This is a genomic window from Psychrobacillus sp. NPDC093180, assembly GCF_044754065.1.
GTDB lineage: Bacteria > Bacillota > Bacilli > Bacillales_A > Planococcaceae > Psychrobacillus.
The window spans coordinates 61,016-87,928 of record NZ_JBIVOJ010000006.1 but is presented as its reverse complement, the minus strand read 5'-3'; the positions used below and the strand labels follow the sequence as shown (position 1 = coordinate 87,928).

Annotated in this window: 26 protein-coding genes and 2 pseudogenes; 18 read left to right on the top strand and 10 right to left on the bottom strand. The window is 36.5% G+C overall.

The window, feature by feature from the left end; genetic code table 11:
* Positions 1-90 precede the first annotated feature (90 nt).
* From ACIP9W_RS10485 to ACIP9W_RS10475, 3 genes and pseudogenes are all read right to left on the bottom strand, one after another.
* Positions 91-1,020: a TIGR03943 family putative permease subunit gene (locus tag ACIP9W_RS10485; RefSeq protein WP_400788931.1), complete on the bottom strand. Its 930-nt coding sequence runs from the start codon at positions 1,018-1,020 to the stop codon at positions 91-93.
* A gap of 9 nt (positions 1,021-1,029) precedes the next feature.
* Positions 1,030-1,962, bottom strand: a pseudogene (locus tag ACIP9W_RS10480) (permease).
* A gap of 107 nt (positions 1,963-2,069) precedes the next feature.
* Complete coding sequence (locus ACIP9W_RS10475) at positions 2,070-3,047, bottom strand: CobW family GTP-binding protein (RefSeq protein WP_400788929.1); 978 nt, start codon at positions 3,045-3,047, stop codon at positions 2,070-2,072.
* Between the two features lie 398 nt (positions 3,048-3,445).
* On the opposite strand from ACIP9W_RS10475, the pseudogene ACIP9W_RS10470 reads away from it, so the two are divergent.
* The 5 genes and pseudogenes from ACIP9W_RS10470 (at position 3,446) to ACIP9W_RS10450 (ending at position 6,364) form a co-directional block, all read left to right on the top strand.
* Positions 3,446-4,372, top strand: a pseudogene (locus ACIP9W_RS10470) (Rpn family recombination-promoting nuclease/putative transposase).
* Between the two features lie 75 nt (positions 4,373-4,447).
* On the top strand, positions 4,448-4,999 hold the full coding sequence (locus tag ACIP9W_RS10465) for a hypothetical protein (protein WP_400788927.1): 552 nt from the start codon (positions 4,448-4,450) through the stop codon (positions 4,997-4,999).
* 300 nt (positions 5,000-5,299) lie between these two features.
* Positions 5,300-5,503, top strand: coding sequence for a helix-turn-helix transcriptional regulator (locus ACIP9W_RS10460; protein WP_400788925.1), 204 nt, complete (start codon positions 5,300-5,302; stop codon positions 5,501-5,503).
* Entirely contained in the window at positions 5,504-6,181 is a 678-nt protein-coding gene (locus tag ACIP9W_RS10455; protein WP_400788922.1) for a DUF3169 family protein, read from the top strand.
* Between the two features lie 39 nt (positions 6,182-6,220).
* The gene (locus tag ACIP9W_RS10450; RefSeq protein ID WP_400788921.1) at positions 6,221-6,364 is read left to right on the top strand and encodes a hypothetical protein; all 144 of its coding nucleotides are present in this window, start codon (positions 6,221-6,223) and stop codon (positions 6,362-6,364) included.
* 127 nt (positions 6,365-6,491) lie between these two features.
* Here ACIP9W_RS10450 and ACIP9W_RS10445 read toward each other — a convergent pair whose 3' ends face one another.
* The 4 genes from ACIP9W_RS10445 to ACIP9W_RS10430 all read right to left on the bottom strand — a co-directional run bounded on the left by ACIP9W_RS10445 (position 6,492) and on the right by ACIP9W_RS10430 (position 10,507).
* Complete coding sequence (locus ACIP9W_RS10445; RefSeq protein WP_400788918.1) at positions 6,492-6,776, bottom strand: spore coat protein; 285 nt, start codon at positions 6,774-6,776, stop codon at positions 6,492-6,494.
* A 19-nt stretch (positions 6,777-6,795) separates the two neighbouring features.
* On the bottom strand, positions 6,796-6,999 hold the full coding sequence (locus ACIP9W_RS10440) for a hypothetical protein (RefSeq protein ID WP_142540085.1): 204 nt from the start codon (positions 6,997-6,999) through the stop codon (positions 6,796-6,798).
* Positions 7,000-7,087: 88 nt separating this feature from the next.
* Entirely contained in the window at positions 7,088-7,318 is a 231-nt protein-coding gene (locus tag ACIP9W_RS10435) for a hypothetical protein (RefSeq protein ID WP_400788916.1), read from the bottom strand.
* 156 nt (positions 7,319-7,474) lie between these two features.
* Entirely contained in the window at positions 7,475-10,507 is a 3,033-nt protein-coding gene (locus tag ACIP9W_RS10430) for an efflux RND transporter permease subunit (RefSeq protein ID WP_400788914.1), read from the bottom strand.
* A 346-nt stretch (positions 10,508-10,853) separates the two neighbouring features.
* Here ACIP9W_RS10430 and ACIP9W_RS10425 point away from each other — a divergent pair, with 346 nt between their 5' ends.
* From ACIP9W_RS10425 to ACIP9W_RS10385, 9 genes are all read left to right on the top strand, one after another.
* Positions 10,854-11,330, top strand: coding sequence for an MgtC/SapB family protein (locus ACIP9W_RS10425; protein ID WP_400788912.1), 477 nt, complete (start codon positions 10,854-10,856; stop codon positions 11,328-11,330).
* A 112-nt stretch (positions 11,331-11,442) separates the two neighbouring features.
* Positions 11,443-12,414, top strand: a complete 972-nt coding sequence (locus tag ACIP9W_RS10420) for a glutaminase (RefSeq protein WP_400789347.1) — start codon at positions 11,443-11,445, stop codon at positions 12,412-12,414.
* A gap of 279 nt (positions 12,415-12,693) precedes the next feature.
* On the top strand, positions 12,694-14,307 hold the full coding sequence (locus tag ACIP9W_RS10415; RefSeq protein WP_400788910.1) for an ABC transporter substrate-binding protein: 1,614 nt from the start codon (positions 12,694-12,696) through the stop codon (positions 14,305-14,307).
* 11 nt (positions 14,308-14,318) lie between these two features.
* On the top strand, positions 14,319-15,311 hold the full coding sequence (locus ACIP9W_RS10410) for an ABC transporter permease (RefSeq protein WP_400789345.1): 993 nt from the start codon (positions 14,319-14,321) through the stop codon (positions 15,309-15,311).
* On the top strand, positions 15,308-16,171 hold the full coding sequence (locus ACIP9W_RS10405) for an ABC transporter permease (RefSeq protein ID WP_400788908.1): 864 nt from the start codon (positions 15,308-15,310) through the stop codon (positions 16,169-16,171). Before ACIP9W_RS10410 ends, ACIP9W_RS10405 begins: the two co-directional genes overlap by 4 nt.
* An 18-nt stretch (positions 16,172-16,189) precedes the next feature.
* A complete protein-coding gene (locus ACIP9W_RS10400; protein WP_400788906.1) occupies positions 16,190-17,113 on the top strand; it encodes an ABC transporter ATP-binding protein in 924 nt (307 codons plus the stop codon).
* Positions 17,103-17,696, top strand: coding sequence for an ABC transporter ATP-binding protein (locus ACIP9W_RS10395; protein ID WP_400788904.1), 594 nt, complete (start codon positions 17,103-17,105; stop codon positions 17,694-17,696). The genes ACIP9W_RS10400 and ACIP9W_RS10395 overlap by 11 nt, the downstream gene beginning before the upstream one ends.
* 616 nt (positions 17,697-18,312) lie before the next feature.
* Positions 18,313-19,257, top strand: coding sequence for an NAD-dependent epimerase/dehydratase family protein (locus tag ACIP9W_RS10390; protein ID WP_400788902.1), 945 nt, complete (start codon positions 18,313-18,315; stop codon positions 19,255-19,257).
* On the top strand, positions 19,229-19,807 hold the full coding sequence (locus ACIP9W_RS10385; RefSeq protein WP_400788900.1) for a GNAT family N-acetyltransferase: 579 nt from the start codon (positions 19,229-19,231) through the stop codon (positions 19,805-19,807). Before ACIP9W_RS10390 ends, ACIP9W_RS10385 begins: the two co-directional genes overlap by 29 nt.
* Before the next feature lie 44 nt (positions 19,808-19,851).
* Here ACIP9W_RS10385 and ACIP9W_RS10380 read toward each other — a convergent pair whose 3' ends face one another.
* Positions 19,852-21,066 carry an NAD(P)/FAD-dependent oxidoreductase gene (locus tag ACIP9W_RS10380; RefSeq protein ID WP_400788897.1) on the bottom strand — a complete coding sequence of 405 codons (1,215 nt, stop codon included), beginning with the start codon at positions 21,064-21,066 and terminating at the stop codon, positions 19,852-19,854.
* Between the two features lie 106 nt (positions 21,067-21,172).
* Between ACIP9W_RS10380 and ACIP9W_RS10375 the strand changes: the two genes are divergently transcribed.
* The 3 genes from ACIP9W_RS10375 (at position 21,173) to ACIP9W_RS10365 (ending at position 24,416) form a co-directional block, all read left to right on the top strand.
* Complete coding sequence (locus ACIP9W_RS10375) at positions 21,173-22,048, top strand: 5'-3' exonuclease (RefSeq protein WP_400788895.1); 876 nt, start codon at positions 21,173-21,175, stop codon at positions 22,046-22,048.
* Between the two features lie 212 nt (positions 22,049-22,260).
* Positions 22,261-23,517: a GNAT family N-acetyltransferase gene (locus tag ACIP9W_RS10370; protein WP_400788893.1), complete on the top strand. Its 1,257-nt coding sequence runs from the start codon at positions 22,261-22,263 to the stop codon at positions 23,515-23,517.
* Positions 23,518-23,540: 23 nt separating this feature from the next.
* A complete protein-coding gene (locus tag ACIP9W_RS10365) occupies positions 23,541-24,416 on the top strand; it encodes a GNAT family N-acetyltransferase (RefSeq protein ID WP_400788891.1) in 876 nt (291 codons plus the stop codon).
* A gap of 47 nt (positions 24,417-24,463) precedes the next feature.
* Here ACIP9W_RS10365 and ACIP9W_RS10360 read toward each other — a convergent pair whose 3' ends face one another.
* The gene (locus ACIP9W_RS10360) at positions 24,464-25,006 is read right to left on the bottom strand and encodes a C39 family peptidase (RefSeq protein WP_400788888.1); all 543 of its coding nucleotides are present in this window, start codon (positions 25,004-25,006) and stop codon (positions 24,464-24,466) included.
* A gap of 256 nt (positions 25,007-25,262) precedes the next feature.
* Between ACIP9W_RS10360 and ACIP9W_RS10355 the strand changes: the two genes are divergently transcribed.
* Positions 25,263-26,252, top strand: coding sequence for a 2-hydroxyacid dehydrogenase (locus ACIP9W_RS10355; protein WP_400788886.1), 990 nt, complete (start codon positions 25,263-25,265; stop codon positions 26,250-26,252).
* Between the two features lie 154 nt (positions 26,253-26,406).
* Here ACIP9W_RS10355 and ACIP9W_RS10350 read toward each other — a convergent pair whose 3' ends face one another.
* Complete coding sequence (locus ACIP9W_RS10350; RefSeq protein ID WP_142540102.1) at positions 26,407-26,724, bottom strand: thioredoxin family protein; 318 nt, start codon at positions 26,722-26,724, stop codon at positions 26,407-26,409.
* Positions 26,725-26,913: the final 189 nt, after the last annotated feature.

The following is a 26,913-nucleotide window of genomic DNA, read 5'->3' as shown; positions in this document are numbered from 1 at the left end:
TTTGGAAAATTATAAAAAAGCATGAGGCAAATTTGCTCATGCTTTTTATGGGGAATCATTTAATAGATGACTAAAACATCGTATAGACTATTAAGGCATATAGAGCTCATACACGTATGGATCTTCCGGTTGCTCTATTCGCTCAATTTTCTTTACTTCAATCATTGGCAGCTCGAAGCCGTCTACGGTTGTTTTGGATATAATGCCAGTTGTACGAATCCACTCATCTGTTATTACTGGATGGGACATATCAGTAGAGGCGATAATACCAAAAACTGTAGAGTCTGCGATACAACAAGAGATTGCAAATCTTGCGACAACAAATTGATCAGCTGCTAACTCTGGTTCTTTAAAAACAAAGCCTATCAGTTCTATTTCTTTACCAACGAAAGCGTTTATATTATTAACGATTATATCTAAAGAGTCTAAGTAATACTCATCCTTCACAACAACTTTGGAACTATTTAAAAGCTCCTTCTTTAACTCTTCTCTATTTTTATACTCCATACTTTCATCGTAGCCTTCATATAAGTTATTTTCGGCTAAAGGATCTACTACAATGCCGTTATCTCCTTCTAAGCCGACATTATTATACGTATTTTCAGCACTAAGGTAAGCGTCCTCTGAATTTTGTTCAGATAAGTTTGCCCCATAATTGATGCCCCTTTTTGCTGCAATGGAACTGTCTAAAACAGTATCTGGAAACCAAAAGCCAATCAGTAAAGGTGTAAGAAATAAAGAATAGATAAAAAAGCTGCCAATGAATGAGCCTGCGTTATTATGGTCAAAACCGCAATTACAAAACAAATCAGTTCGATTTTTAGACCCACTTCTCCATATTTGAATAACACCTAAAACTAGTAATATTATCACAGACAAATAAGAGAAAGGTATCATTTTAGGCGCTATAAAATTTTGAATATCGCCGGAAAGCAGCAGTTTAAAGAGAAGCAAGAAAAAGCCAATCAATACAACGCCCCTCAATAAGATATGAAACCTATAATCCGTTTCTTTTCGCATAATCCCACCTCACAATATAAAATGCTGAAATATTAAAATAGCTGCATAAACGGACATCGTTACAATGATCATATAGCCAATAACAAATTTAAATTTAAAATAGGCAAAGAGCATAAAGGAGCTTTTTAAATCTAACATAGGGCCAAATAGTAAAAATGCTAAAAGTGAGCCGGTAGGGAATGTATGGGCAAACGAGGAGGCTACAAATGCATCGGCCTCAGAGCATACAGACAATATAAAACCAAGTCCCATCATCACAAGTGGAGAGACAAAGTCATTAGAAGCAAGACTAACTAATGTCTCTCAATTGAAAAAAGTTTGAAATAAACTAGCTAATATAGTCCCAAATATTAAATATTTCCCCATATCAAAAAACTCATCGGTCGAATTAAACAATAGAAGTTTTAATTTAGAGCTCTTTTTCGTGTTGACCATATTTACATGACTATCTACAAATTCTGTAGTAGTCCATTTCAACTGATTCGTATTCCGATAGCAGAAAAATACGATAATACCTATAATAATAGCCAATATAAACGCTAGAATCATTCGCGCATAAGCAATACCTGGTGTTGACTGGAATGCATAGTACGTAGAAGCGAAAACAATTGGATTTAGTATAGGAGCTCCGATGATTAAAATAATCCCTAAATGCAAAGGCATTCCTTTTTTGATTAGTCTCCTCACGACTGGAATGATGGCACATTCACAAACCGGAAATAGTGCACTTAATAACGCTACTGGAACAATCGCAACTAGCGGATTTTTAGGAATCCATTTTTGAACAGTGCTTTCTGATACATAAGTTTGAATAAGGGCAGAGGCAAATACCCCTAAAAAAATAAAAGGTAACGCCTCTAAAACAATACTCAAAAATATAGTGCCCGCATTTAACCAAGTTTTAGAGATTTCAAAGGGTATTTCTATATAGTCAGCAACCATAAATGAAAAGACGATGACCCCAAAAATCAGGAATATAAAGGTTTCTTTCCACAAGGAGATCCTGGTCGTTCGCATGGATTATCCACTTCCCTTAACAAGTTATTCCTTTATAAAATACCTTCTAATAAGTGTTTACAATGTTCACTTATCGCTTCATTGTTTAGATCGGTCCCGATTAATATAATGATTGATTTTTTAGGAGTGGAAGCAGGTAGTCTGGTAAACGTGACTTTGTTAGAAGCATATTGAAAGTTTACTAGTTCATTTGTTTGTTCAATCTCAATATATCCCTTTGCTCTTAACACGTTGTTAGGAAGTCCTTTGAACCATTTTTCATATGATTTCATAGGAAAGGGTGGAACATCCTCTAGTTTAATCGCCTGTATTAAAGAGTGGTGATGATGTCCATGCTCTTGAACAATATGTGTATTTTGTGGATTCATCATAAAAGATTGAAACCGTTTTTCAAACAATATATTGTGAGCTACTTGGCCAAATTGGCACTGAATGATATTCGATTCGTCTCCGCCCATTTGTCTAATTTTCCGGATAACCTTTTGCAGCTCCGCAGGCCCGATAAGATCTGTCTTATTTAATAATAAGAGACTACCACTTATAATTTGTTCCTTCACTAGCTTTCGAACCTCGCTAGAACTAGCGAAAATACTCTGATACTCTCTAAAATGACTTGCATCAAGTACCGTAATAATCGACATAATTTCAAATTGCTCCACATAAGGATCCGTTAATAATACTTCTTGTATTTCTAACGGATTTGCGACACCTGTCCCTTCAATAAACAAAACATCTAAAGGATTATTATCCATTTCTGCAACTAAATCATTCATCGTTTCTTTCAGATCGTCTTGAATAGTACAGCAAATACAACCGTTTAGAAGCTCCACTACTTTTCTATCTTCAAACAAATGACCTTCTACGTTTTCTTGACCTAATTCATTTAGGATAATTCCTGGTTGTTGTCCGTTGTTTTTACAATGCTCCAGCATGTTTAATAAGACAGTCGTCTTGCCACTTCCAAGAAATCCACTCAAAATATATACAGGAATTTTCGTTTTATAGTCCATCTATTTCTCCTATCTGCTACAAGTATTTGAATATACCCTAAAAATGACGTTCATTAATTTATATGCTACATCATAAATCGTAATAACTACACTTTAGGTTAATATTCTACTTCTTATATTTCTGCACGTCAATGTAAAAAAAGTCCCGATGTTAGAAATAATTTAGAACAGCTTCATACATAGAGACATTGTAATTTTGGAACGAAAAAATGAGCCAAAATTAAATTTAGTGACTATTTAAGTGATGAAAATGAAATTGTTAAGATTTTAATACATTTATGACAATTTACTTCCAAATCTAGTTGTTGTATGGTGAAAGAAATAGATAATATAAATAATATAATGAGGTGAAACTTATTAATCGAAAAGAACTTAGTAGAATTCCTTTAGCTAAACTAATGGATTTAACTGTTGACTATGCTTTTAAACAAATGTTCGGAAGTGATAAAAACAAAAAAATTACAATCGTTTTTCTGAATGCTATCTTGCAACGAACTGGTCGAGATACGATTAAAGAAGTTGAATTTATAAGTCAAGAAGTAGGTGGCGAATATAAAAATGACAAACAATCACGGCTAGATATAATTGTTCGAACTCAGAAAGGAGAACTAATTAATATTGAAATTCAATTATCCAATGAACATAATATGTTCAAGAGGACCCTTTACTACTGGTCTAGGCTTTATGCAACTCAGTTGTCTAAAGGGATGGGATATCATTCACTATTACCGACCGTTACGATAAATATTTGTAATTTTACAGTTTTCGATAAGAATAATTATTATCACAATACCTTTCATTTATATTAAGATTCCACCATACATCGTATTAGCGAATATGATGATGTTTTGGAAATTCATTTCATTGAAATGAGTAAGTTTTTAGATATGTGGCGCCGAGAAGAATTAAACGCCCTTGACGATATTTTAGTTCGCTGGCTATTACTGCTAGGAATGGTCGATGCACGAAAAGAAAAAATTTACGATCAAATCTATTTTGAATTGGAGGAATTAGCGATGAAAGACGGTATTCTAGCCGATGCATTTTCCGCTTGGGAGGAACTAAGCAAATCCAAAGAAGATGTGCTGGCTTATGAATCGCGCTTGAAGTATATCTTGGATGAAGAGGCAAAACTAGAGGACGTAAAATACATGGCCGAAAAAAAAGGAAGAGAAGAAGGAAGAGAAGAAGGGATAGGAAAGGGTAAACAGGAAGAGAAAGAAGAGATAGCACGAAAATTGCTTACAGAGAAAATGGAGTTAGATTTCATAGTCAAAGTTACGGGTTTAACTGTCAAACAAATTAAAGATATTGCTTCTAAATGACATAAAGAATGCCAACTGAAATATTCATTTAAGGGATCAAATATATAATGAATATTACTAAAATGGGAGGTAGGGATGGAGGAAAACCAAGCAAAATTATTGGAGTCAAAACTAGTATTAGAAAATTTAGCGCATGGTATTAACCCGATAGATGGATCATCTATTGGTGCAGATCATTTGTTGAACAAGCCCCAAGTGATTAGGCATTTATTTGTTCTATTGAATTTTTTAGATAGTGAATTTGAGAAGACACAAAGAAAAAGAAGTAAAGGAAAACGTCCTAGTAAAGTGGTGCTTACTCTAGAGCAATTAGAGAGAGTGGAGTTACCAGAGGGACTTATTGGGATAAACGAGTTTGCACGTGCAGTAAATGTAGTTATTGATGAAACTGTTTCCAAAAAATTGAGTGGTGCTGTGATCAATAGAAAGTTGAAAGAAATAGGTGTTTTGAGCGAAGAAAAGTTACAGGATAATAAAACGCGTACGGTAGTAAATGATAATTCCATTGCATATGGAATTGAAAGTATCGAGAGTTACTACAATGGAAGACCATACAGACGCGTAGTTTTCAATGATCTAGGAAAAGAATTTCTTATGAAAAATATTGTTAACCTAATAAACTCGTAGAACCTTCTAAGCAATTATTGGGATATTTGACCGTTTGATGTGCAAACATCATTCGGTCTTTTTGGATTATGAAAATTATAAAATTCTATACATTTAAAGAAACATAAGTTATGCCACTAATTCTCTTCTATAAATAAAATGCAAGTGTAATTTGGTTGCTCTTAGCCATTTTCCGGATTTTTTACAATTACTCTTCACCATGATGTATCTATCCGTGTTGACCTGTTATTTAGTCAATTTGACAAAAATACTTGTCAAATTGACGTGTATTTGTTACTATCTTTACAGGGAGGATGTTATATGAAAACTCGACTGAAGGAATTAAGGGCACGAGATGGGTTAAATCAAACACAGCTTGCCAAGCTTACGAAAGTTTCAAGACAAACAATTAGTTTAATTGAACGGGAAGAATTTATTCCTTCGTTATTAATTGCTACTCGGATTGCACGTATTTTTAATGAACCTATTGAGCGTATATTTTTGATAGAGGAGGATGAATTATAAATGAAAACTGTAATACAAATTTTAATTTGTGCAGCCATTGGATTTATAGTATCAATATCGATGCTAAAAAATTTCACGTTTGACTTTTTCAAATATGCCGATATTATAGTTCTAACTTTGTTGATTATCATTTTCATATTGTTAGTTGTTAGCTTTATATTATTTAGACAAGTGAAAAAACTCCATCATACTGAGGCTGATGGAGATGCAGAAGATGAAGCAGACCTACTAATATATAAAAAATATACAGATTTCAATTTTTTCGTTCAATCTAGTATGGTACTTTCTGTGTTGGTTTTATGTACTACTCTTATTACATTACAAAATATATTTTTCGTAATTCTTGCCATCTTTACAATGATCCTAAGTTATTTGTTTACGATGTTCATGACAAACTTAATCCAATTAATATATCCTGAACGTCAGATTCCGAAAATTTCGGATTCCAATTATGCAGAAAAACTTTTAGATATCTCGGATGATGGCGAAAAACATGTTATGCTAATTGGATTCTACAAATCCTATCATTTATTGAATGTTGCTTTATTCATTGCTATCGTACTTTCTACTTTTTATTCAATCTCAACGAATCATTCTCAGCTATTTTCTATTATTGCGATGTGTATTGTACTAATCATTGTTAATGGAAAATATTGTTTTTCGATTCGGAATAAATGAGTGTCCTGTATTGATATGAAATTAGAGGGAGGGATATTTATGAAAAAGCGAGTGCTTCTCTATTTGTTAGGATTAGCGATGATTATTATTGGTTTTTATTTATATAAACAATGGACTATGATTGGTAGTATTGTTATTGTGCTTGGGGGAGGGACTTTAGTAATCGCTGCTTCATCTAAATAATCGATGTTGTATTCTTGCTGTGTTAGGGACGGATTTTAGAGAGTAGCAAATTATATAACATACAAAAAGCACTATCTCTCTAGGGATAATGCTTTTTCTAAATTATTCTTTGCGGTACCGACTTCTATCAGTCTGGATGCAGGTTATTTTGCATAAGTTCCTGTACTTTGTCAATCTGCTCTTGAGATGCAAGCTCGGTTTTATACCAGCCTTTGTTGCTCATTATTTCAAACAGCTGATAATGGTTTGAACTTGCATTTTCAAAGCATTGCTTATAAATTTCTCGTAGCTGTTGATGTGTGGTCTCTAATATAGTATTGCTGATATTTCGGCAGCGTCCTTTTTCAAGCTCTAAACAAAGCTGGAGTATTTCTCGGTCTGTTAGTCCGCGTTCTGCGATATTATTTGGCATACGAATCCACCTTTTGTTGTTATTGAATGTTATTTGTTTGGTTGAAATATTGGGAGAGCTCGATAATTTTTAGCTGGTGTTTTTCTGCCATCTGCTCAAGTGTTTTTCTTAGCTCTGGGTCTTTACATTGCGTTGCACACCAGTTCATCGTTTTTGCGGTGATCACCTCTGCACGAATTTCATCCTCCATAAATGCTAATTCTTTCATCGTTAGAACAGTCATCTCATTTCACCTCCAAAACTATAAGAAAGTCTTTTTCTCATACTCTTTCATACATATGGACAATTTATTGATAGCGGCACCAATAGAATTATTTATCGTTACCAGTGAATTTAATTGCTGGTATATTATTGTAGATGAAGCTTGGTGAAATTTCTTCATCATTATTTTCAGCATAGAACTCTTCTTGGATAGCGATATTGGCTTCCGTGGCTGAGGTAACATCTTTTTTGTAGGTAAGTTTTTTTTCCTCATTCATTTTTTCGTTCAACTCAATGTTTACTTCAGCTGCTTCCACTTGGGAAAACTTATCTTTTTTCATGTTCTTCACTCCTATTATTTTTAGTATGAAGCAAAAAGGAAGGAAAATACGAAACGTATAACAATGAATTGCCAATTAGAACTCAATTACCCTAAAAAGAAATAAATAAAACCAGACGATAGCATTGAACTAAGGTCTGGTTTTAAGAGGTACATATTATGAAGTTATTTCTCGCTCAGCTGACTGATTCATCCGCTGTTTCTTAGATTTTCTAAAATAAAGTAATTCATAAATACAAGGAATTACAATCAGTGTTAGTAATGTTGCCATTGCTAATCCACCTATAACAACAATAGCAAGGCTTTGTGATACTAAACTTCCTGATTCCGCTTGCTTCATGAGTAGTGGAAGCATAGCACAGATTGTCGCGATTGCAGTCATGAAAATTGGTCGCATTCGTGTTGCGGTTGCTTCGACAAGTGCATCGCGAATAATCATTTTTTGTTCATTTTGCTTCACACGATCTAATAGTACAATCGCATTTGTTACGACAATCCCGATTAGCATTAATGCTCCAAGAAGAGCTGTAATATCCACTGATATTCCACTAATAAGAATTCCAAGGATTGCTCCAATTGCTGCAAGTGGTAATGAGCATAGAATGGCAATTGGTGCTTTAATAGATTTAAATGTGATGACCATGATTAAAAATACAATTCCGATAGATACAAGCATTATAAGGAATAAATCTGTGAAGTCTTCTGCTTGTTGGCTGCTCGAACCACCGATCAGAACATCGACATTTTCGGTAATATCTAAGCCAGCTTTATCCTCTTTATCGCCAAAAATTTCGAGATTTATTGCACTCGAGATTTCTGATAGCTTTGCAGGATCTACGGAAGCTGTAACTCGAAGATAGGTATCTCCGTCTTTATGGAACTGGTTCGTTGATCGTTCCTCACTTTGTAATGTAGCAATCGATGATACTGGAACAAGACCTGTATCCGTCATAACTTGGATTTTTTCTAAGTCTTCTGTTGTTTTTGTATCGAGAAGTGGTTCCAAGAATACTGTTTTTTGTTTATCATTCACACTAATTGTTCCAATTGGTGTTTTATTTAACATGACACCTAACTGTTGTGCAATTTGTTCTGTATTACCTTTTGTCGGATCAACTACGAGAGAGTGTACTGTTTTCTTTTCGTCTTGATTGGTTGTTACTTCCTCTACACCTTCAATACTTTGTACTTTTTCTTTTATAGCTGATGCTACTTCTTCCAAATCACCTACATTTTCACCGACGACATCAATTGTAATATTCGTGCTTGCTCCACCCATCATAAAGGAGGCAGCCGATAATTCTAAAGTGGCATCAGGATAGTCCTCTTTTTTCTTTTTCATTTCTTTCATAATATGTTCTGTATCTTTTTTATCGTGCACTAAAATACTGAAGGATGCTTCAGTTGGCGATCCGACCCAGCCATATTGAGCTGCTTCTGCCGGCGAACCTACTTGAGAAAACACATGCTGCACTTCATCTATTGCTAGAATGGAGGATTCAAGCTCTAATGTTTTTTCCTTTACTTCCGCTATAGGTGTATCATTTGGGTAACTAAGTGTTGCCATGACATAGTCAGCAGAAGAATTGTCTACTGCTCCTTTAGGGATGACAAAATAAGTACCGATGGAACCGAAAATTAGAAGTATGGAAATAGTGAAGACAATCCATTTGTGGTTTAAAGACCACGTAACTAGTTTTGGAAAACGAACAGCTGGTTTATGTTCAGGCATCTTTGTATTTTTTAATAATCCTGCACTCATTACTGGCACAACAGTTAACGCTACGAGTAACGACGCAAGCAAGGAATAGGTAACCGTTAAGGCAAATGGTAATAGGAATTCTTGTAATCCACCATTTAATAAGCTCATTGGTAAGAATACGGCTACTGTTGTCAGCGTGGAGGCAGTGATCGCAACACCTACTTGCTTCGTAGCATCAATAACCATTTGAACGGAGAATTTCTCTGTCTGCATTTTGCGGAAAATATTCTCGATAACAACGATACTGTCGTCTACTAAACGTCCCACTGCAACAGCGACACCACCAAGCGTTAAAATGTTTAGTGTCACTCCTGATAATGATAGAAGGAATAACGTAAAACAAAGTGATAAAGGAATCGATACGATGGTGATAAAAGTAGAACGGATATTTCGTAAAAAGAGCATAATGACAATGGTTGCAAATAGTGCGCCAAGTAGCACTTCTTTTATCATCGTATGAACGGAGTTTTCGACTAAATCAGCGGAGGATACGTAAATGACAGATTCCTGCTGATTATATTTTTCATTGATTTCCTTTGTTGCTTTTTCAACTTCTTTACTAATCGTTACAGCATTCGATTGGCTGTCTTTCGTGATGCTTATATCTAAGCTGTCTTTTCCATTAAAACGACTGATAAAGTTTGTATCCTTTGTTTCTTCAATAGAGGCAATATCACTTACCTCAACATTTGGAGCTACTGTTAACCCCTTTAGTTTTTCTATGCTTGTGACATCGCCAATTACTTTGACATTGCTTGTTTTACCGTCTATCGTTTTTTCTCCGACAGCTACAGTAGTATTTTGACCTTGAAGTACTCCCATGACCGCTTGAAGAGGAATTTGATTTTCAGCCAATTTTTCTTCATCAATCTTGATAGAAATAATGGAATCCGTAATGCCATATACATCTACATTAGAAACACCTTTAATCTCTTGATAGATAGATTTAAGCTCTTCTCGTGCAAAATCCATATTTTCCGTAGTTAAACCTTCATCAAAAGTAACGGCAATGTTGACAATTGGAATCATGGACGTATTCAGCTGTGATATGGTAGGTTTAGCTATATAGGGAGGCAATGCCACACTGCTTATTGCATCCTGTACATCCTGTTTCGCTTGTTTCATATCAGACCCTGCTTCAAAAAATAGGTCTACTTTTGAAAAGCCATCCCCCGTTGTAGAATAAACAGATGTTTTTCCATTCAATCCAGTAACTGCTCTTTCAATTGGAATGGTCACTTCAGACTCCATTGTTTTGGAGTCAGTGCCATGACCCATAGAAATGATCGTTACTTGCGGATTATCCGCAGTCGGTAAAAATTCCATTGGTAGCCTAAAATAACTGACTATACCTATCACTAATATTAAAATCGTTAATACAGCGACAGCAGCCCTGTTACCAAAAGCCCATTTAGTAAACGTCGACATAGAAATAATTCCTCCTAAAAATTACAATTTTGCACTAATAAAATGCTAGCATAAACGAAAAGTAAAAAAACAGATTTGTAGATAACTTTAAAAATTTTACAAAAACTTAATTTCTAAAAGCTCCCTTCTATCGGTAAAGTCCCTATTTCATTTTAGAAAATAGAAAAATGTTCCACATTGAACCTTAGATTTAACTTTTTCTACGACCTAAGGCTTAGAAGGGGGGAGGTAACTGGCTGACGCTAATTATTAGGAATAACCTGGTTACGGTTATGGCTATAATGAACCATGGAAAGATGATTTTAGGAATATGTCTTGATATAAGTAAACTTTAAAGGAGTAATGCATGATGAATTTTATATCCTCATTATTTGATTCACATTTTGACTTATATATAAGACTGGTTGTAGCAACGATAGTCGGATTTTTTATAGGTTTAGAAAGGGCGATAAAAAATAAGCCCGCAGGTATTAGAACTCATATATTAGTATGTTTAGGATCGACATTAGCGATGTCATTATCTACTTTAAATCAGGGACCTTATATGGACCCGATGCGGTTGGCAGCTCAAGTAATAAGTGGCATTGGTTTTCTTGGAGCAGGTGTAATTTGGATAGATAAGGGAAATGTGAAGCGTGGACTTACTACTGCTGCAAATCTTTGGATTACTGCGTGTGTCGGTTTGACAATAGGCTATGGAGCATATGATTTAGCGATTATTACGGCAGTGTTAATGTTTATAGCGATGAACTTACCTAAGCTTGTGGTGAAAATAGGGATCTTGCCATCCAGAGAAAAAGATGATGATAGTGATGGGGAATAACCAAATAGTTTAAATAAGACGAATGAAGCAAAGACTACAATTATCGTAATGAGCGGTAATTGTAGTTTTTTTATGGTTATTTACTTCCAAGAAGTAGGTTATAGAATGGGGGATAAAAGCAGTGGAACAAACAAGTAACCAAAAGTTAATCGATGACTGGATTAAGCATTATCGCTCCTTTACTTCACAAGGAAAAAATGCCTCCTACATACCAGCTTTAGAAAAGGCAAATTCTTCTCATTTAGGCATATCCATCATAGAACCAGATGGAAGCATTATAAGGTCCGGTGATTGGGAAGTAGTATTCACTCTACAAAGCATTTCTAAAGTAATTAGTTTTATCGCAGCATGTATGCATCATGGAGTTCCTTATGTTTTGGAAAGGGTCGATTTAGAACCAACCGGTGATCCATTTGACTCTATCATTCGTTTAGAGATGCATAAGCTCGGCAAGCCACTTAATCCCATGATTAATGCAGGAGCTATTACGGTATCTTCCATCCTACCGGGGGAAGACTCAAAAACGAAGTTGGATTCCGTATTACTATTAATGGAGAAAATGGTTGGGAAACCATTTACCTACAATGAAGAAGTGTTCCTCTCTGAATGGAAAACGGCGAATCGAAATAGAGCGCTCGCTTATTATTTAAAAGAGACAGGCTATTTAGAAATAGAAGTAGAGGAAGCTTTAGAAGTGTATTTGAAACAATGCTCGATTGAAGTGACGACAGAAGATGTTGCTTTAATGGGGTTAGTACTAGCACATGATGGCTATCATCCTCTTCAGAAAGCCCAAATCCTTCCGAAAGAAGTTGCTAGATTGGCAAAGAGTCTTATGCTGACTTGTGGTGTCTACAATAACTCTGGACGATTTGCTGCATTCATTGGAATTCCGTCTAAAACAGGAGTTTCTGGAGGCGTTATGGCAGCAGTACCGCCCCGTGTGAGACAGGAGGCTTCTCCTCTACTCGAAGGATGTGGGATAGGTATTTATGGACCTGCTATCGATGAGTATGGAAGTAGTGTGGCGGGGGTTTTTTTATTGGAGAAAATAGCGAAAACATGGGATTTGAGTATTTTTTAGAACAAAAATATATAAGGCTTTCCTAGTGTTGTACATAAGGGAGGTCTTCTCTCTAAATACTGTCCTATTTAGTTGTTGATACCTTATAAAAACAGTCGTATAATACGTAATGGAATCACTAGCAAATTCTATCTATTTTATTCTGTTTTCTTCCACCCACTCTCTGGTAATCTTCCGCATTACCAAAATATGACCTTCGTCATGCCACAAATAATATTTCTTTCATTCTTTATTTTAAACCGGATCGATTTCAATTTATTAATAAAAGGAGTGCAGTAAATGACCAAAAAGTTTTTCGGTTTCATCGTTATAGCTACTCTAGCTGTATCGATAATATTAGCAGGATGTTCAACATCTAATTCACAACAAAATAATGATAAAAGTAAGGATGCTCCAAAAGATGAGCTTGTTTTAGCGTTTGGGTCTGAACCTGAAACTGGATTCGATCCAACGACTGGTTGGGGACGTTATGGTTCTCCTCTATTTCAAAGTACTCTATTAAAAAGAGATGACAAGCTTAATATTGTTAATGATTTGGCAACAAGTTATGAGGTAAATGAAGACGGCAAAGTTTGGACTGTAAAATTACGTGAAGATGTGAAATTTTCAGATGGCGAGCCTTTAACAGCACAAGACGTTAAATTTACTTTTGAAACAGCGATGAACAGTGGATCTGTTGTGGATTTGAATGGATTGGAAAAAGTAGAAGCAGTGGATAATACGACTGTTAAATTCATACTGAAGGAAGCACAATCTACGTTTATAAATAATTTAGTTGCAACTGGTATTGTACCGAAGCATGCATATAGTGAAAACTATGGAGAAAACCCAATAGGCTCCGGGCCGTATCAGCTCGAACAATGGGACAAGGGCCAACAGCTAATTGTTAAGGAAAATCCTGAATACTATGGCAAAAAACCTTACTTTAAAAAAGTTACTTTTGTATTTTTAAATGAAGACTCTGCCTTTGCGGCTGCTCAAGCAGGAACAGTTGATCTTGCCTATATCCCAGCAGCATATAGCAAACAGAACGTTCCTGGTATGAAACTTAAAGCAATTAAAACAGTAGATAATCGTGGGATTGTATTTCCTTATGTGAAGTCAGGTAACTTTACAAAGGACGGCTTACCAATTGGGAATGATGTGACAGCAGATCCGGCTATTCGTCACGCGATAAATATTGCGGTAGATCGAAAAGCATTAATCGACGGAGTGTTAGAAGGCTATGGTTCCCCAGCTTATACATCAGTCGATGGGCTACCTTGGTGGAATCCGGATACAGTGATAGAAGATGCAGATGTAGACGGAGCACGTCAACTATTAGAAGAAGCAGGCTGGAAAGATACAGATAATGATGGAATTCTTGAAAAAGGCAATATGAAAGCAGAATTTACTCTCTATTACGTTGCGGATGATGTAATCAGACAATCACTTGCTATTTCCGTTGCGGATATGATGAAACCACTTGGTATTAATATAAAAGTTGAAGGCGGCAGTTGGGATATTATCGGACAAAAAATGTATTCCGAAGCTGTTCTGATGGGATGGGGAAGTCATGACCCGCATGAAATGTATAATATCTATGGCGGTAATAATGCCGGAGTAGATTACTATAATACAGGATATTATCGAAATGATACAGTTGACGGATATTTTAATAAGGCTCTTCAAGCGAAAAGTGAAGCAGAAGCAATTGAGTTTTGGCAAAAAGCACAATGGGATGGAACGACTGGGTTAAGCGCTAAAGGGGATGCTCCTTGGGCATGGTTAGTCAACATTGATCACTTGTACTTAGTTAAAGAAGGTCTTGATATAGGAGAACAAAGAATCCATGTACATGGACATGGTTGGCCGGCAACAGACAATATCGTTGACTGGAAATGGAGTAAATAAACGTGCGTAAAATGCTTTTAGGAAAGCTAGGAATCTTTCTATTACTGAAAGGTTTAAGAATGCTTACATTATTAATAGCTATTTGTTTCATTTCGTTTTTGCTAGTAAAAAACTCTCCAATAGATCCCATTCAAGCATATATTGGCGCGGATATGTTAAAAGTGGGGCCGGAGCAACGAGAAAAAATAGCTGAGTACTGGGGACTTGATCAACCAGTTATGGTGCAGTTTTTGAATTGGGGATCTGCCCTACTTGCGGGTGACTTAGGCACTTCCATGATTTTTCGTCGACCGGTAGCGGAAATAATAGGAGAACGATTTGTAAACTCTCTTATCTTAATGGTAACTGCATGGGTTCTATCAGGAGTAATTGGTTTTGTTATGGGAGTTGTGTCTGCTATGAAGAAGAACACTTGGATTGATCGATTGATTAAGTGGTATTGTTATACACTTGCATCTACTCCTACTTTTTGGATGGGACTTTTAATGCTCATTGTATTCGCTGTTTGGCTCGGCTGGTTTCCAATCGGATTGGGCGTTCCAGCAGGGGTACTTGCAGCCGATGTGACCATTGCAGATCGAATAGAGCATCTTATTCTACCAGCTATTACACTAAGTATTATTGGTGTTGCCAATGTTGCGTTACATACGCGTCAGAAGCTAATCGATGTACTTGCTAGCGATTATGTGTTATTTGCCAGGGCTAGAGGTGAACGTGGATTTATATTGTTTTGGAGGCATGGATTACGTAATGTAGCTTTGCCAGCAATAACCTTACAATTTGCGGCGTTTGGCGAATTATTTGGAGGAGCTGTGCTAGCGGAGCAAATATTCTCTTATCCAGGTCTAGGACAAGCGACGGTAGAAGCAGGTCTTCGGGGAGATGTTCCGCTATTATTAGGATTAGTCATTTTTAGTACATTCTTTGTTTTCGCAGGGAATTTAATTGCTGATTTAATCTATTACGTTGTAGACCCAAGAACGAGGGAGAGTAGAATGATATGATTCAAAATCTCCATGTTCGAAAAAAAGAAGAAAATCGATTTTTGTTAAATCGAAGACAAAGGAAGCTCGTAACAAGTATTGTTGCGGCGATACTTTTGCTAGGTGTAGTAGTGGTTGGTGCTTTACTAGATGAGGATAGAATTGCGACTAATCTTATTGCTCGTAATTTAGCACCGTCTTTTGATCATCTTTTTGGTACAGATTGGCTAGGGAGAGATATGTTTGCCCGAACAATTATGGGCCTATCATTAAGTGTGAAAGTTGGATTGATTGGAGCAATTGGCAGTACGTCTATTGCGCTAATTCTAGGTATGGCAGCAGCGACAATGGGTAAAGTAGCTGATCGTATAATCTCATGGCTGATCGATCTATTCCTCAGTGTCCCTCATCTTGTGACCTTAATACTCATTGCGTTTACGTTAGGAGGAGGGTTTAAGGGGATTGTCATGGGGCTTGTTTTAACTCACTGGCCAAGTTTGGCCCGTGTTATTAGAGCTGAGGTTATGCAAATTCGATCAGCAGAATATGTTCAGATTTCCAAGCAACTGGGGAAATCTAGGGGGTGGATTGCAGTTCATCATATACTTCCCCACCTAACCCCGCAAATCTTAATCGGTTTTATGTTGATGTTTCCTCACGTGATTTTACACGAATCTGCCGTAACATTTATAGGTTTAGGGCTGTCTCCACACGAGCCGGCTATTGGCATTATTTTGTCAGAATCCATGAGGTATTTGTCTGCAGGTATGTGGTGGCTGGCTTTTTTCCCAGGCCTTTGTTTGCTTATGATAGTTCAGACATTCGACCGAATAGGAGAAAATCTTAGAATACTTTTGGATCCTACGAAAAGCAATGATTAATAAAAGGAGGGAGAAAAAATGCCTATCCTTGAAGTGGAAAATTTATCGATATCATTTAATCAATATACAGCTGGTTTGAGACGGAAAAACATACAAGTAATTTCAAGCCTGCATGTCACGCTTGAAGCAGGAGAAATATTAGCAGTTGTAGGAGCGAGTGGTTCAGGGAAAAGTTTGCTCGCTCATGCGATTCTTGGAATACTTCCCGATAATGCGCTCGTAAGTGGAACCATTAAATATAATGGGGAAGTGCTCAACGCTTCTACACAAGCATCACTACGTGGTAAAGAGATTGCACTTATTCCACAATCGACAAACTATTTAGACCCACTAATGCGTGTAGGAAATCAAGTTCGTACCTCCGTCAAAACTGGAGATGCTACTGTAGCCCAACGAGCGGTTTTTAAAAGGCTTCACTTACAACAAACGGTGGAGAAGATGTATCCCTTCCAGCTTTCTGGGGGAATGGCAAGAAGAACGCTTCTATCCACCGCAATCGTAAGCGATGCGAAGGTAATTATTGCAGATGAACCTACACCAGGTCTAGATCCAGTAGTTATGAAAGAAGCGTTAAATAACTTCAGAGAGTTTGCAGATAATGGATGTGCGGTTATGCTCATTACACATGATATTGAATCTGCTTTAACGATTGCCGATAAAATCGCTGTGTTTTATGCAGGTACGACAGTTGAGGTAGCTCCTGTAGAAGATTTTACGGGGAACGGCGAAGCATTACGGCATCCTTATAGTAAAGCATTATGGAGAGCCTTGCCTCAAAATGATTTTATTCCAATTCCTGGTTCGCAGCCTCATCCAAGTGCCCTGCCAACTGGTTGTTTGTTTGCACCGCGTTGTACAATGGCAACCCCTGCATGCAATGAGAAACAACCAGATATGCGGAATATCCGCGACGGAATGGTGAGGTGTATGCATGCGACTTGAAGCAAAAAGTATTGGATTTCGATATGGTAATGGACCATGGCTATTCCAACATGCAAACCTAACTGTAGAACCTGGAGAAATTGTCGGACTCACAGGACCTAGCGGACGTGGTAAAACAACTTTTTGCCGTATTTTATCGGGATATGAAAAGCCGTTAGAAGGAAATGTGACGATTGGTGGTTTGCCCATTGCTTCGAAAGGAGTCCACCCAGTTCAATTAGTTTTCCAACATCCAGAAAAAGCAGTAAATCCACGTTGGAAAATGGGGAAGGTGCTTAACGAAGGAGGAAGGCCCGACATAGAACTGCTAGATTTATTAGGAATTGAGCAGGAATGGTTAACTAGATGGCCGGGAGAGCTATCAGGTGGAGAGTTACAGCGATTTTGCGTAGCCAGGGCCCTAGGAGCTGGGACTCGCTTTCTTATAGCGGATGAAATGACTACGATGCTGGATGCAATCACACAAGCTCAAATTTGGCATGCAGTTATGGAAATTGCAAAAAAAAGAGAAATGGGCATCATCGTGGTAAGTCACGAAGCTAAATTGGTGGAAAGACTTTGTCACCGAGTAATTGAACTTTAGTACATTTGCTTGAATTTTATAATATTTAAAAGCCGTTCTAACAAAAAAATGTTGGAGCGGCTTATTTTATTCTAATCGTGATATTGGGAAATATGCGGTAATATCGGCGTCTCACTCCAAGTAAACTTGCTGTTTTAAGAATTAGTTGCTTTCATGGACCATCTGGTTGCTTTCACTAGTAATTTGGTTGCTCTTATGCTGATTTAGTTGCTTTTTGAATAGAATTGGTTGCCTTCATGACTGATTGATTGCCCTTAGCCATTATTTGGATAATATTACGGCGAGATACTTCTAACTAGGGGGATAATGCGTAGTAATAGTCGCTAGACTTCCCGCTTTTTCCAAAAGAGCATCCGCTAGATTGATATTGTCTCGTACTACCATTTACTAGGAAAATTTATACTGGATACTTTATTCAACTCATTACCGCGCAGATTCCTTATTATGTGCGCTATTCTATTTTATCCTACCCATGGACTGGTTCCGGTTCATTTTTAGTGACTAGCTTGAATATACTAAATCAGTAGGGTAGAGAAAAAATCGAGCGGATACACATTGAAATAATAGAATAGTAGCGAACAAAATAAAATTACTTAGCAGTATTGGAGGATATACTTTGAAAGTATTAGTAACCGGAGCGGCTGGTTTTATCGGTTCACATGTCGTACAAGCATTATTAGAACAGCAATTTACGGTTGTTGCAGTGGATAATCTATCGACAGGGATTAAAAATAGGATACCTACAGATGCAAAATTTTATGAAATGGATATAACAGATAATGATGTGGAAACTATATTTTTAAATGAACAACCGGATTATGTTATTCATTTAGCCGATCAAACATCTGCGTTTGAATCGACGTCAAACCCATTAAAAGAGTATCATGCAAGCTTACTTGGTACGCTTAATATTCTTCGCTTTTCTAATGAGTATAAAGTGAAAAAATGTATATTCGGATCTTCTGTAGCAGTCTACGGAAATTCCTCTATTTTACCAAGTAAAGAAGATTCGAAGCCTGCTCCTCTTTCATTCCATGCTTTGTGTAAACTTTCTGCTGAAAATTATATCCTATTATATAAAAAACTCTTTGGTTTAAACAGCTGTATATTGCGGTTTTCAAATGTCTTTGGTCCTAGGCAAACAAACGGAGTAATTATAAACTTTCTCAATCGTTTGTTGGACGGGGAGAGCCCGGTCATATTCAATGATGGCAACCAAACGAGAGATTTCATCTATGTAAAAGATGCAGCAGCAGCTTGCATGCAAGCATTGGTATCAGAAAGTACTGGAGTTTTTAATGTTAGTACTTCCACAGAATTATCGATTCAGCACGTGTTTGATGAGTTAACAAGGATCGCAGGTACTCAAACTAATCCAGTCTACGAATCATTACGTGGAGAAGAGATTAATAGAAGTGTTCTTTCCAATGAAAAGGTAATGTCCACTTTTGGTTGGTTTCCATCCTATAGCTTTGCTTTAGGTTTAGAAGAGACTGTCAGAGAAACAGAATTAACTCGGATGGGAGGATTGTTTGGAGCTTGTTCTGATAAAATCATATAAGCATTTAAGTATATATGAAAAAGATTGGTGTGCTATTTTAGAAGGAAATCAAAATAAAAACCCATTTATCGAATTCGACTTTGTTTATAATTGGTGGAAGCTAATTGGGGAAAATGAAGGAGTAGAGATATACGCAGTTAAAGAACATAATCGAATGATTGCATTTTTTCCATTTCAATTGAAAAAAGCTTTACTTGGTTATGTTGTTCAATTTTTAGCTTATAAAGATGCCTATTATATGGACCTGATTGCTTTAAAAAGAGACGTGAATCGAGTCATTATGTTCGTATTTGATGCGATTATAGATCAAAAAAAGAGTGCTGTTTTTCATTTGCATGGGTTAGTAGAAAGTAGTGGTACACCTGCTAAGATAACCAACTATTTGCAGGCAAGAAATATGAAGGAACAATATACACGAGCTGTAACTGCCACGAATGAATACGCAAGAAAAACTATATTTTCTACAAATACGATAAGAGCAAAAACATATCGTAACTTTTTATGGAGTAAAGAAGCCATTCATGCGAGAGGCGTTAATAGAAAAACTTAATAATTTCTTAAAACAACGAAGGAAGTAATATTTCCTTCGTTGTTTTAAGTTACTCCGTATTTACGATTTAGTTGGACGATTTCAGCATCCTCGTTTCTTTTGCCAGTGATTAAATCTCTTAAAATTTGAGATCCTAACATACTATATACCGTTCCATTGCCACCATATCCTAACAAATAATAGTGATTTTTTTTGGTAGGATGTTCTCCGATAAATGGTAAATTATCAATAGATTCTCCAAAGCTTGCAGCGTAGGCATAGTCAATTTTCATACGATAATTCGGAAATAGGGTTTCCGTTTGTTTTAATAATTTTTTAGCATGCATCATGATTAATTCGTCTGAAAGGGGAGCATCAGGTTTATCTTCATCTAATCCACCTGCTATTATTCTGCCATCTGAAGTTGAGCGGATGTAGAGATATGGTCGTTTTGTTTCCCAAATAAGTGCTCGTTTATACCAGTCAGATAAATCTTCCATTGGATTGCTTACAAATACATAGGATCGGTTAATATCTGCACCAATTCTATTGCCAACAGGTGTAGTTTCATAACCTGTTGTATAAATGATTTGTTTTGCATGGAATGTTTGTCCGGAAGTACGTAGCTCGAGGTGATCTTCTACATTAAATACATCTTGCACCTCCACATATGGAAAGAGATGAACTCCCATCGATTCGACTTTCTGTAGAAGTGCTTGTACAAATTTTAATGGGTTTACTTCTGCATCATTAAACGTAACTAAAGCACCTAATTTAGAAAATGGAAACTTTTCTTCTATATCCTTTTGCTCGTAATAGTCACATGGAAGTCCATACTTTTGCAAAGTAGCGTATTCGGTTTTTATTTTTTCCACGTCTTTTTCATCGCTCGCATAACAAATACTAGGTCTACGAATAAAATCTGCATCTATATGTAGTCGATTTACTGTTTTTTCAATGTCATCCACTGCTTCATAACAAAGCTGATAAAAGCGGACAGCCTCTAGTTCCCCTATTTGTTCGATCAATTCATGCAGCATAATATCATTGGAATACTGCAGCAAGCCCGTATTGGCACTAGTGCTACCAGTGCCAAGCGCCCTTTTATCTAATACTGCAACGGATAAACCAGCCTCTGCTAATGCAAGAGCAGTTAAAGAACCGGACATGCCGGAGCCGACAATTACTGTATCATATAGATCTAGCTTCTCGTAAAGCGTATTTGGAGTAAAAGGAGCGGTTGTTGTAGGCCAATAAAGTGAGCCATTATGTATGTTCATGCGTTGATTCCCCCGATTATATATTTCTATTAATATACCCCCTCCTAATAAGATTTAAGCCTATTCATGTTATACTAGATAATATTAACTTTAAAGGATGTTTGAAATGAATCAAGATAAACCACATGTACTAATAATAGATGGAATGGCCCTGTTATTCCGCTCGTTTTTTGCAACAGCTATGTCCGGAAACTACTTTAAAAATGAGAAAGGTATTCCAACGAATGCTGTACAAGGATTTGCACGCCATGTACTTGCAGCACAGAATTTAATGCAGCCGACGCATATGGCGGTTTGTTGGGATAAAGGGATGCATACGTTTCGCAATGAACTGTATGACGGATATAAAGCAAACCGTCCGAAACCAGCAGAGGAACTAATCCCCCAATTTGATATGGCACAAGATTTATCGGAGCATTTAGGCTGGATGAACTTTGGAATAGTTGGAATGGAAGCAGATGATACAATCGCTTCTATTACCCATAAATGGCAAGACGATGCGAGGTTCACAATCGTTAGTGGGGATAAAGATTTATTACAGCTACTTCATCCATCAACGGAAATCGCATTTACGAAAAAAGGATTTACAATCTATGATGTGTACAATGAAGCGCGTTTTATAGAAGAGTATGGAATTTCTCCTTTACTATTCCCTGATGTGAAAGCGTTCATGGGAGACACTAGCGATGGCTATGCAGGCGTAAAAGGAATTGGCCCGAAAACGGCATTGCAATTAGTGCAAACTTATGGCAGTGTGGAAGCAGTAATTGATTCCCTTCATTTATTGAAAGCAGGGCAACGAACGAAAATTGAGACAGATCTAGAAATGCTAAAATTATCAAAGGAACTTGCAACCATTAGAAGGGATGTCCCAATCGAAGCAGAATTAAATCATTTAGTTGTAAATGATATACCGGCTTCGAAATTCGATTATTTGTATGAACATGGATATACGATATTGGCAAGACAGCTTCAAAAGTAGAGCGATTTGTATGTTAGTTAAAGAGTTTTTCCTAATCCGTTGGGAAGAACTCTTTTTTAGTATATCAATTCTTAAGTAGGGAATTTAATCATACAATGACTAAGTTTTACTGACAAAAGAAAAATAGTAAAACTATTATCAAAACATAGAAAATAAAATATAATTACTTTATCTATAAGATGGACATGGTTTTTCGCAAGGGGGAGACTGATTTGATTCGACTTTTACAAAACAAAGACTTGGAAGCTGTAGCAGATATTGTTGCTTTTGCTTATCCAGGGATGAACATCCAAACATCAGAGAAAAAATTGGAATTTATAAGTCGTTTAACGAAAGAGCAAGAAGAACAAAATGGTATTCAGTATTTTGGGTATTTTAATGAGGAAGAAGAACTTCTAGGTATATATCGTCTGCATGATTTTGAATGTAATGTGAACGGTAAATTCCAGCGTATTTTTGGTATTGGAATGGTAGCGGTGCATCTGCTTCATAAAAAAGAAAAAATTGCATTTACACTTCTTTCTCATTTCCATCAATATGCTAGTCAAGAAAATGTATCGCTAGTATCACTTTACCCGTTTAATCCAAGTTTTTATCGCAATATGGGTTACGGTTATGGACCAATGAAATATGAATTTAAAATTAAACCGAATGCACTTGTTTCAAATGGTGAAAAAGGATTGGTCAAGTTCTTGTCTCCAAAGGATGAGGAAGCAATCGTTTCCCTGTATAACGACTATGCGCAAAAAAATCATGGAATGATTAAAAGAACGTGGACTGAACGACAACGAATTAAAAATGGGGTAACTAATTATGTCGGCGTGATAGAAAATGGACAGCTATTAGGTGCATTAGCATTCACTTTAGAAACGGTAAAAGATAGTCACTTTTTACATCAATATATGATTGTCCACGAATGGATATGGACTGATCCAATTGCCTATAAACAAATAGCTGCTTGGTTATATTCCCAACAAGATCAAGTGGATCGAATTATTTTTCGGACAAATGATCCATCCTTTTTATACACGCTTTCTAATCCATTAAACGGCTCCAATCATCTGATACCTAGTGTTTATCATGAAGTGGCAACTACTGGGGCGGGTTTAATGTATAGAATAACTAATGTCGTTGATTTCATACACGAAATGAATTTCCGGCAGCTCAGAAGACCAGATGAATATATCAGGTTATTAATAGAAATTGAAGATACATTCTTAATAGAACAAAACGGCTTATATGAAGTTATTTACAATGGTGATTTTTGGAATGCTACAAAAATATCGAATATAAATGAAGAAGCAACTATTAAAATAGGTATCCATGATTTGAGTTCCTGGTGGATGGGATGCATATCAGTTGAGGCGCTTCATAATTATGGAGTTGTATCTATTGGCGACATAGATATTAAGAAGCTTGATGAGTGGTTTAAACCGAAACAAAGTCCTATTTGTTTCACTTCGTTTTAAAGACTTATACAAAGGGGTATGAAATGATTACTTTTAAAACAATGGAGCATTTAACTTTTAAAGAAGCGCATGAACTTTTTACGAATGGTTTTGAAGGGTATTATATACCGATGAAGATGTCATTGGATGCTTTTGTTGCACGTTTCGGAAATGAAAATCTTTCACCAGCTTTGTCGATTATTATGTTTGAGGATAATAACCTGATTGGATTTGTTTTACAGGGCATTCGAGAAGTAGATGGTAAGAAAATCGCCTGGAATGGCGGTACGGGTATAATTCCTGCGTACAGAGGGAAGAAACTAGGTTCTCTACTGGTAGAAAAAGCCCTTCATCTATTAAAAGAGCAAAATGTAGATATTGCAACATTAGAAGCTTTGTCCATTAATCAGCCGGCTATTAAACTCTACGAAAAAGCTGGCTACAATGTAATCGACACCTTACATTTTTTAGAGGCAGATGGAGAGCTCTCTTTTGATGAAGAAGTTGCAGACGAATTTGCTATAAAAAGATTGCCTGCTTTACAAGTGATAAATACAGGGATATTTCCTTCTGTTGTGCCTTGGCAAGTGGATCCAACTAATACTCCAAGAGTAGGGGGTGAAGCAATAATTGCAACAAAGGAGAATGAAATTCTTGCAGCTTGTTTAGTAAGGACAAAGCAACAATATGGGGGAGAAATAGAAGGAGTCACGTTGTTTCAAGCAGCAATTGCTACAGAGAAAGAGGAAGGGGAGCGTGCACTCCAAGCGGTCCTCCAAGAAGGATTGTATTTTCAACACTCACTCAAAAGGACGACGTATAATTTATACGATCATACGAAAAAAACACTACCTTTTTTACAGAGCAAAGGCTTTAGAAATACAGACATTTCCCAAGTATTTATGGTGAAGGAATTATAGAGGAATATAACGAAGACTGTTCCTAGTGTAGAACAGTCTTTTTCACATTAATCTTGAGTATCAAGGGATTCTGGCGCTTTTTGCATTGGAGTGATTTGTATAAAAGTTAAAATAGAAGCATTTTGAGCATAGGATACTTTGCGAATTTTACTTTCTCGATTTCGTCCACCATTATCATGAATGAGTAAAAAAAGCTCATCGTCTTCTATTTCGTATCCGATAAGGGGTACCCAGTGATAAGCAAATGTCGCCTTTTTTCTCCAACGAAAGGAAAAGTATTTATCGAATTTGAGTGCAACAGGTCTACCGTTTTTAAGCTCGCCTAGTGCTGTATGAAGAGAACATTTTTCAATTTGCCAATTAGGACCAAGTATTTTGCGAAGATTACGGACAAATCGATGGGTAAATAATCCGATACGAGTACCACCAAGTTTTTCGTAAAGTGTGTTAGGTGTATCAGAAAAAGTATTTTCTTGTAAATAATTTAATAATAGAAATGCTGTCACTGGACCGCATGCAGAGGCTTGATAGTCTGTTCGAATCGATGAATCGTATTGAGATAAGCCTTGTAGTTGTAATTGGATTTTCATACGGACCCTCCATTTATTCTGCATTATCGGACAGTAAGCCCCTACTTCCATGCTGAGAGAATCTTTCCTTTCAATAGGAGGGGTTATTTATTATTTTATATAAACTCCAACTAGTTTGCACATTATCATAAACTATCGGGCATAAAAATAGAAATTTTAGAATATTTTATATATTTATTGATTGAGTTATTTGTTTGCCATACAATTAGAGATATATTAATAGGTAGAGAGCAAATGAATTAGGAGGAATCCAATCATGCAAAAAGTAATAGTTTATAGAAAAGTGGATCCACGTGTTTTAGATTATTTGCGCACAACATGTGAAGTTATTTATTTTGAAGAGTTAGATGAATCGATATATCCCGAGTTCATGTCTCATTTAAAGGATGCAGAAGCATTACTTGGTTCTGCTCTAAAAATCGATGAGGAAATTTTGGATAAAAGTCCAAAGCTGAAAGTAGTAAGTAATATTTCGGTTGGATATGATAATTTGGATTTAGATCTATTAACAAAACGGAATATAATTGCAACAAATACACCTAGCATTTTGAATGAAACTGTAGCAGATGCAGTCTTTGGTGTACTTCTTTCTGCAGCTAGAAGGATACCAGAGTTGGATGCGTATGTGAAACAAGGAAATTGGGATTCCATGATTGGAGAAGAATTATTCGGAACTGATGTGTATGGAAAAGTAATAGGCATTGTAGGAATGGGTGGAGTTGGAAAGGCAATTGCTACACGTGCAAAATTTGGATTTGGTATGGAAATTCTCTATCATAATAGAAGTCGTGATGAGGAAATCGAATCGACTTATAATGCACAATATTGCAGTTTTCAAGATTTGCTAAAACGTTCGGACTTTGTTTGTAATATGGTGCCACTAAGCGAGGAAACGAAAAATATGTATGGGGCTAGTGAGTTTAAGCTGATGAAGCAAAATGCTATTTTTGTCAACGGATCACGGGGTGCTGTCGTTGATGAAGATGCTTTAGTTGAAGCATTGAAGAATAAAGTAATTGCGGGAGCTGGATTAGACGTATATAAACAAGAACCAGTTAAGGTCGATCATCCACTATTGAAACTTGCGAACGTCGTCACTACACCACATATTGGATCTGCGACGGTAGAGACGAGATTTAAAATGGGGATGCTCGCTGCTGATTCTGTTTTACAGGTACTTAGAGGGGAAACCCCTACGAATGCATTGAACATATTAACCTCGCGTGATGCAATAACAAATGAATAGTGTGAAATAAAATATTAATGCCCTTTGAAACTTAAATTAGAGGTTTCAAAGGGCTTATGCATTTGCGATTATTTGTTTTAAGCATCTAGAAATTTTGTTACTTGCTCCTGCGAGAAGCTCGTCGCAGAGGAAAAAGCTAACCTCTTAATATTAATTAATTCTGAGCGTCTAAAAATTCTGTTACTTGCTCTGGTGATTTTGCGTTTGCACTGTGTAAATGTGCTTTTTTCTCGCCGTTTTGATAAATAAGAAGACTTGGAATTCCCATTACTTCGTATTTTTCTGCGATTTCCGGTAATTCGTCACGGTTTACTTCATACCATGTATATTGGTTGTACTTTTCAATGATTGGGTCGATGAACATTTCCATGCGTCGGCAATCGGGGCACCAACCAGCTTCGAATTTTACTAGTACTTCGTTGTCACCAGAAATGATTTCGTTGAATTGTTCTACAGTTGTAATTTTGTTCATATTAAAAACCTCCTATGATTTGTTTTCATATATAGGTTCCAGGCGACGGCCGCTTACGATCAAATGCCAAATTTCTGTATTTTATCAAGCTCCTCGGCGAAGAGCTTTGTCGTGGCTAAGCAGGTGCCTTTCACTTTTCTAAATTAGTTTACACTGTTTCAGAAAGACTAGAAAGAAAATTGCTCGTTT

What these genes read in the sequence shown, in the direction of transcription:
- ACIP9W_RS10405 (WP_400788908.1), top strand. Translation starts at nt 15,308, where the DNA reads ATGATTCAAAATCTCCATGTTCGAAAAAAAGAAGAAAATCGATTTTTG.
- ACIP9W_RS10435 (WP_400788916.1), bottom strand. Translation starts at nt 7,318, where the DNA reads ATGAAAAAAGATAAGTTTTCCCAAGTGGAAGCAGCTGAAGTAAACATT.
- ACIP9W_RS10485 (WP_400788931.1), bottom strand. Translation starts at nt 1,020, where the DNA reads ATGCGAAAAGAAACGGATTATAGGTTTCATATCTTATTGAGGGGCGTT.
- ACIP9W_RS10380 (WP_400788897.1), bottom strand. Translation starts at nt 21,066, where the DNA reads ATGAACATACATAATGGCTCACTTTATTGGCCTACAACAACCGCTCCT.
- ACIP9W_RS10350 (WP_142540102.1), bottom strand. Translation starts at nt 26,724, where the DNA reads ATGAACAAAATTACAACTGTAGAACAATTCAACGAAATCATTTCTGGT.
- ACIP9W_RS10430 (WP_400788914.1), bottom strand. Translation starts at nt 10,507, where the DNA reads ATGTCGACGTTTACTAAATGGGCTTTTGGTAACAGGGCTGCTGTCGCT.
- ACIP9W_RS10455 (WP_400788922.1), top strand. Translation starts at nt 5,504, where the DNA reads ATGAAAACTGTAATACAAATTTTAATTTGTGCAGCCATTGGATTTATA.
- ACIP9W_RS10445 (WP_400788918.1), bottom strand. Translation starts at nt 6,776, where the DNA reads ATGCCAAATAATATCGCAGAACGCGGACTAACAGACCGAGAAATACTC.
- ACIP9W_RS10400 (WP_400788906.1), top strand. Translation starts at nt 16,190, where the DNA reads ATGCCTATCCTTGAAGTGGAAAATTTATCGATATCATTTAATCAATAT.
- ACIP9W_RS10465 (WP_400788927.1), top strand. Translation starts at nt 4,448, where the DNA reads ATGGAGGAAAACCAAGCAAAATTATTGGAGTCAAAACTAGTATTAGAA.
- ACIP9W_RS10440 (WP_142540085.1), bottom strand. Translation starts at nt 6,999, where the DNA reads ATGACTGTTCTAACGATGAAAGAATTAGCATTTATGGAGGATGAAATT.
- ACIP9W_RS10365 (WP_400788891.1), top strand. Translation starts at nt 23,541, where the DNA reads ATGATTACTTTTAAAACAATGGAGCATTTAACTTTTAAAGAAGCGCAT.
- ACIP9W_RS10475 (WP_400788929.1), bottom strand. Translation starts at nt 3,047, where the DNA reads ATGGACTATAAAACGAAAATTCCTGTATATATTTTGAGTGGATTTCTT.
- ACIP9W_RS10415 (WP_400788910.1), top strand. Translation starts at nt 12,694, where the DNA reads ATGACCAAAAAGTTTTTCGGTTTCATCGTTATAGCTACTCTAGCTGTA.
- ACIP9W_RS10375 (WP_400788895.1), top strand. Translation starts at nt 21,173, where the DNA reads ATGAATCAAGATAAACCACATGTACTAATAATAGATGGAATGGCCCTG.
- ACIP9W_RS10425 (WP_400788912.1), top strand. Translation starts at nt 10,854, where the DNA reads ATGATGAATTTTATATCCTCATTATTTGATTCACATTTTGACTTATAT.
- ACIP9W_RS10450 (WP_400788921.1), top strand. Translation starts at nt 6,221, where the DNA reads ATGAAAAAGCGAGTGCTTCTCTATTTGTTAGGATTAGCGATGATTATT.
- ACIP9W_RS10355 (WP_400788886.1), top strand. Translation starts at nt 25,263, where the DNA reads ATGCAAAAAGTAATAGTTTATAGAAAAGTGGATCCACGTGTTTTAGAT.
- ACIP9W_RS10395 (WP_400788904.1), top strand. Translation starts at nt 17,103, where the DNA reads ATGCGACTTGAAGCAAAAAGTATTGGATTTCGATATGGTAATGGACCA.
- ACIP9W_RS10410 (WP_400789345.1), top strand. Translation starts at nt 14,319, where the DNA reads ATGCTTTTAGGAAAGCTAGGAATCTTTCTATTACTGAAAGGTTTAAGA.
- ACIP9W_RS10360 (WP_400788888.1), bottom strand. Translation starts at nt 25,006, where the DNA reads ATGAAAATCCAATTACAACTACAAGGCTTATCTCAATACGATTCATCG.
- ACIP9W_RS10460 (WP_400788925.1), top strand. Translation starts at nt 5,300, where the DNA reads ATGAAAACTCGACTGAAGGAATTAAGGGCACGAGATGGGTTAAATCAA.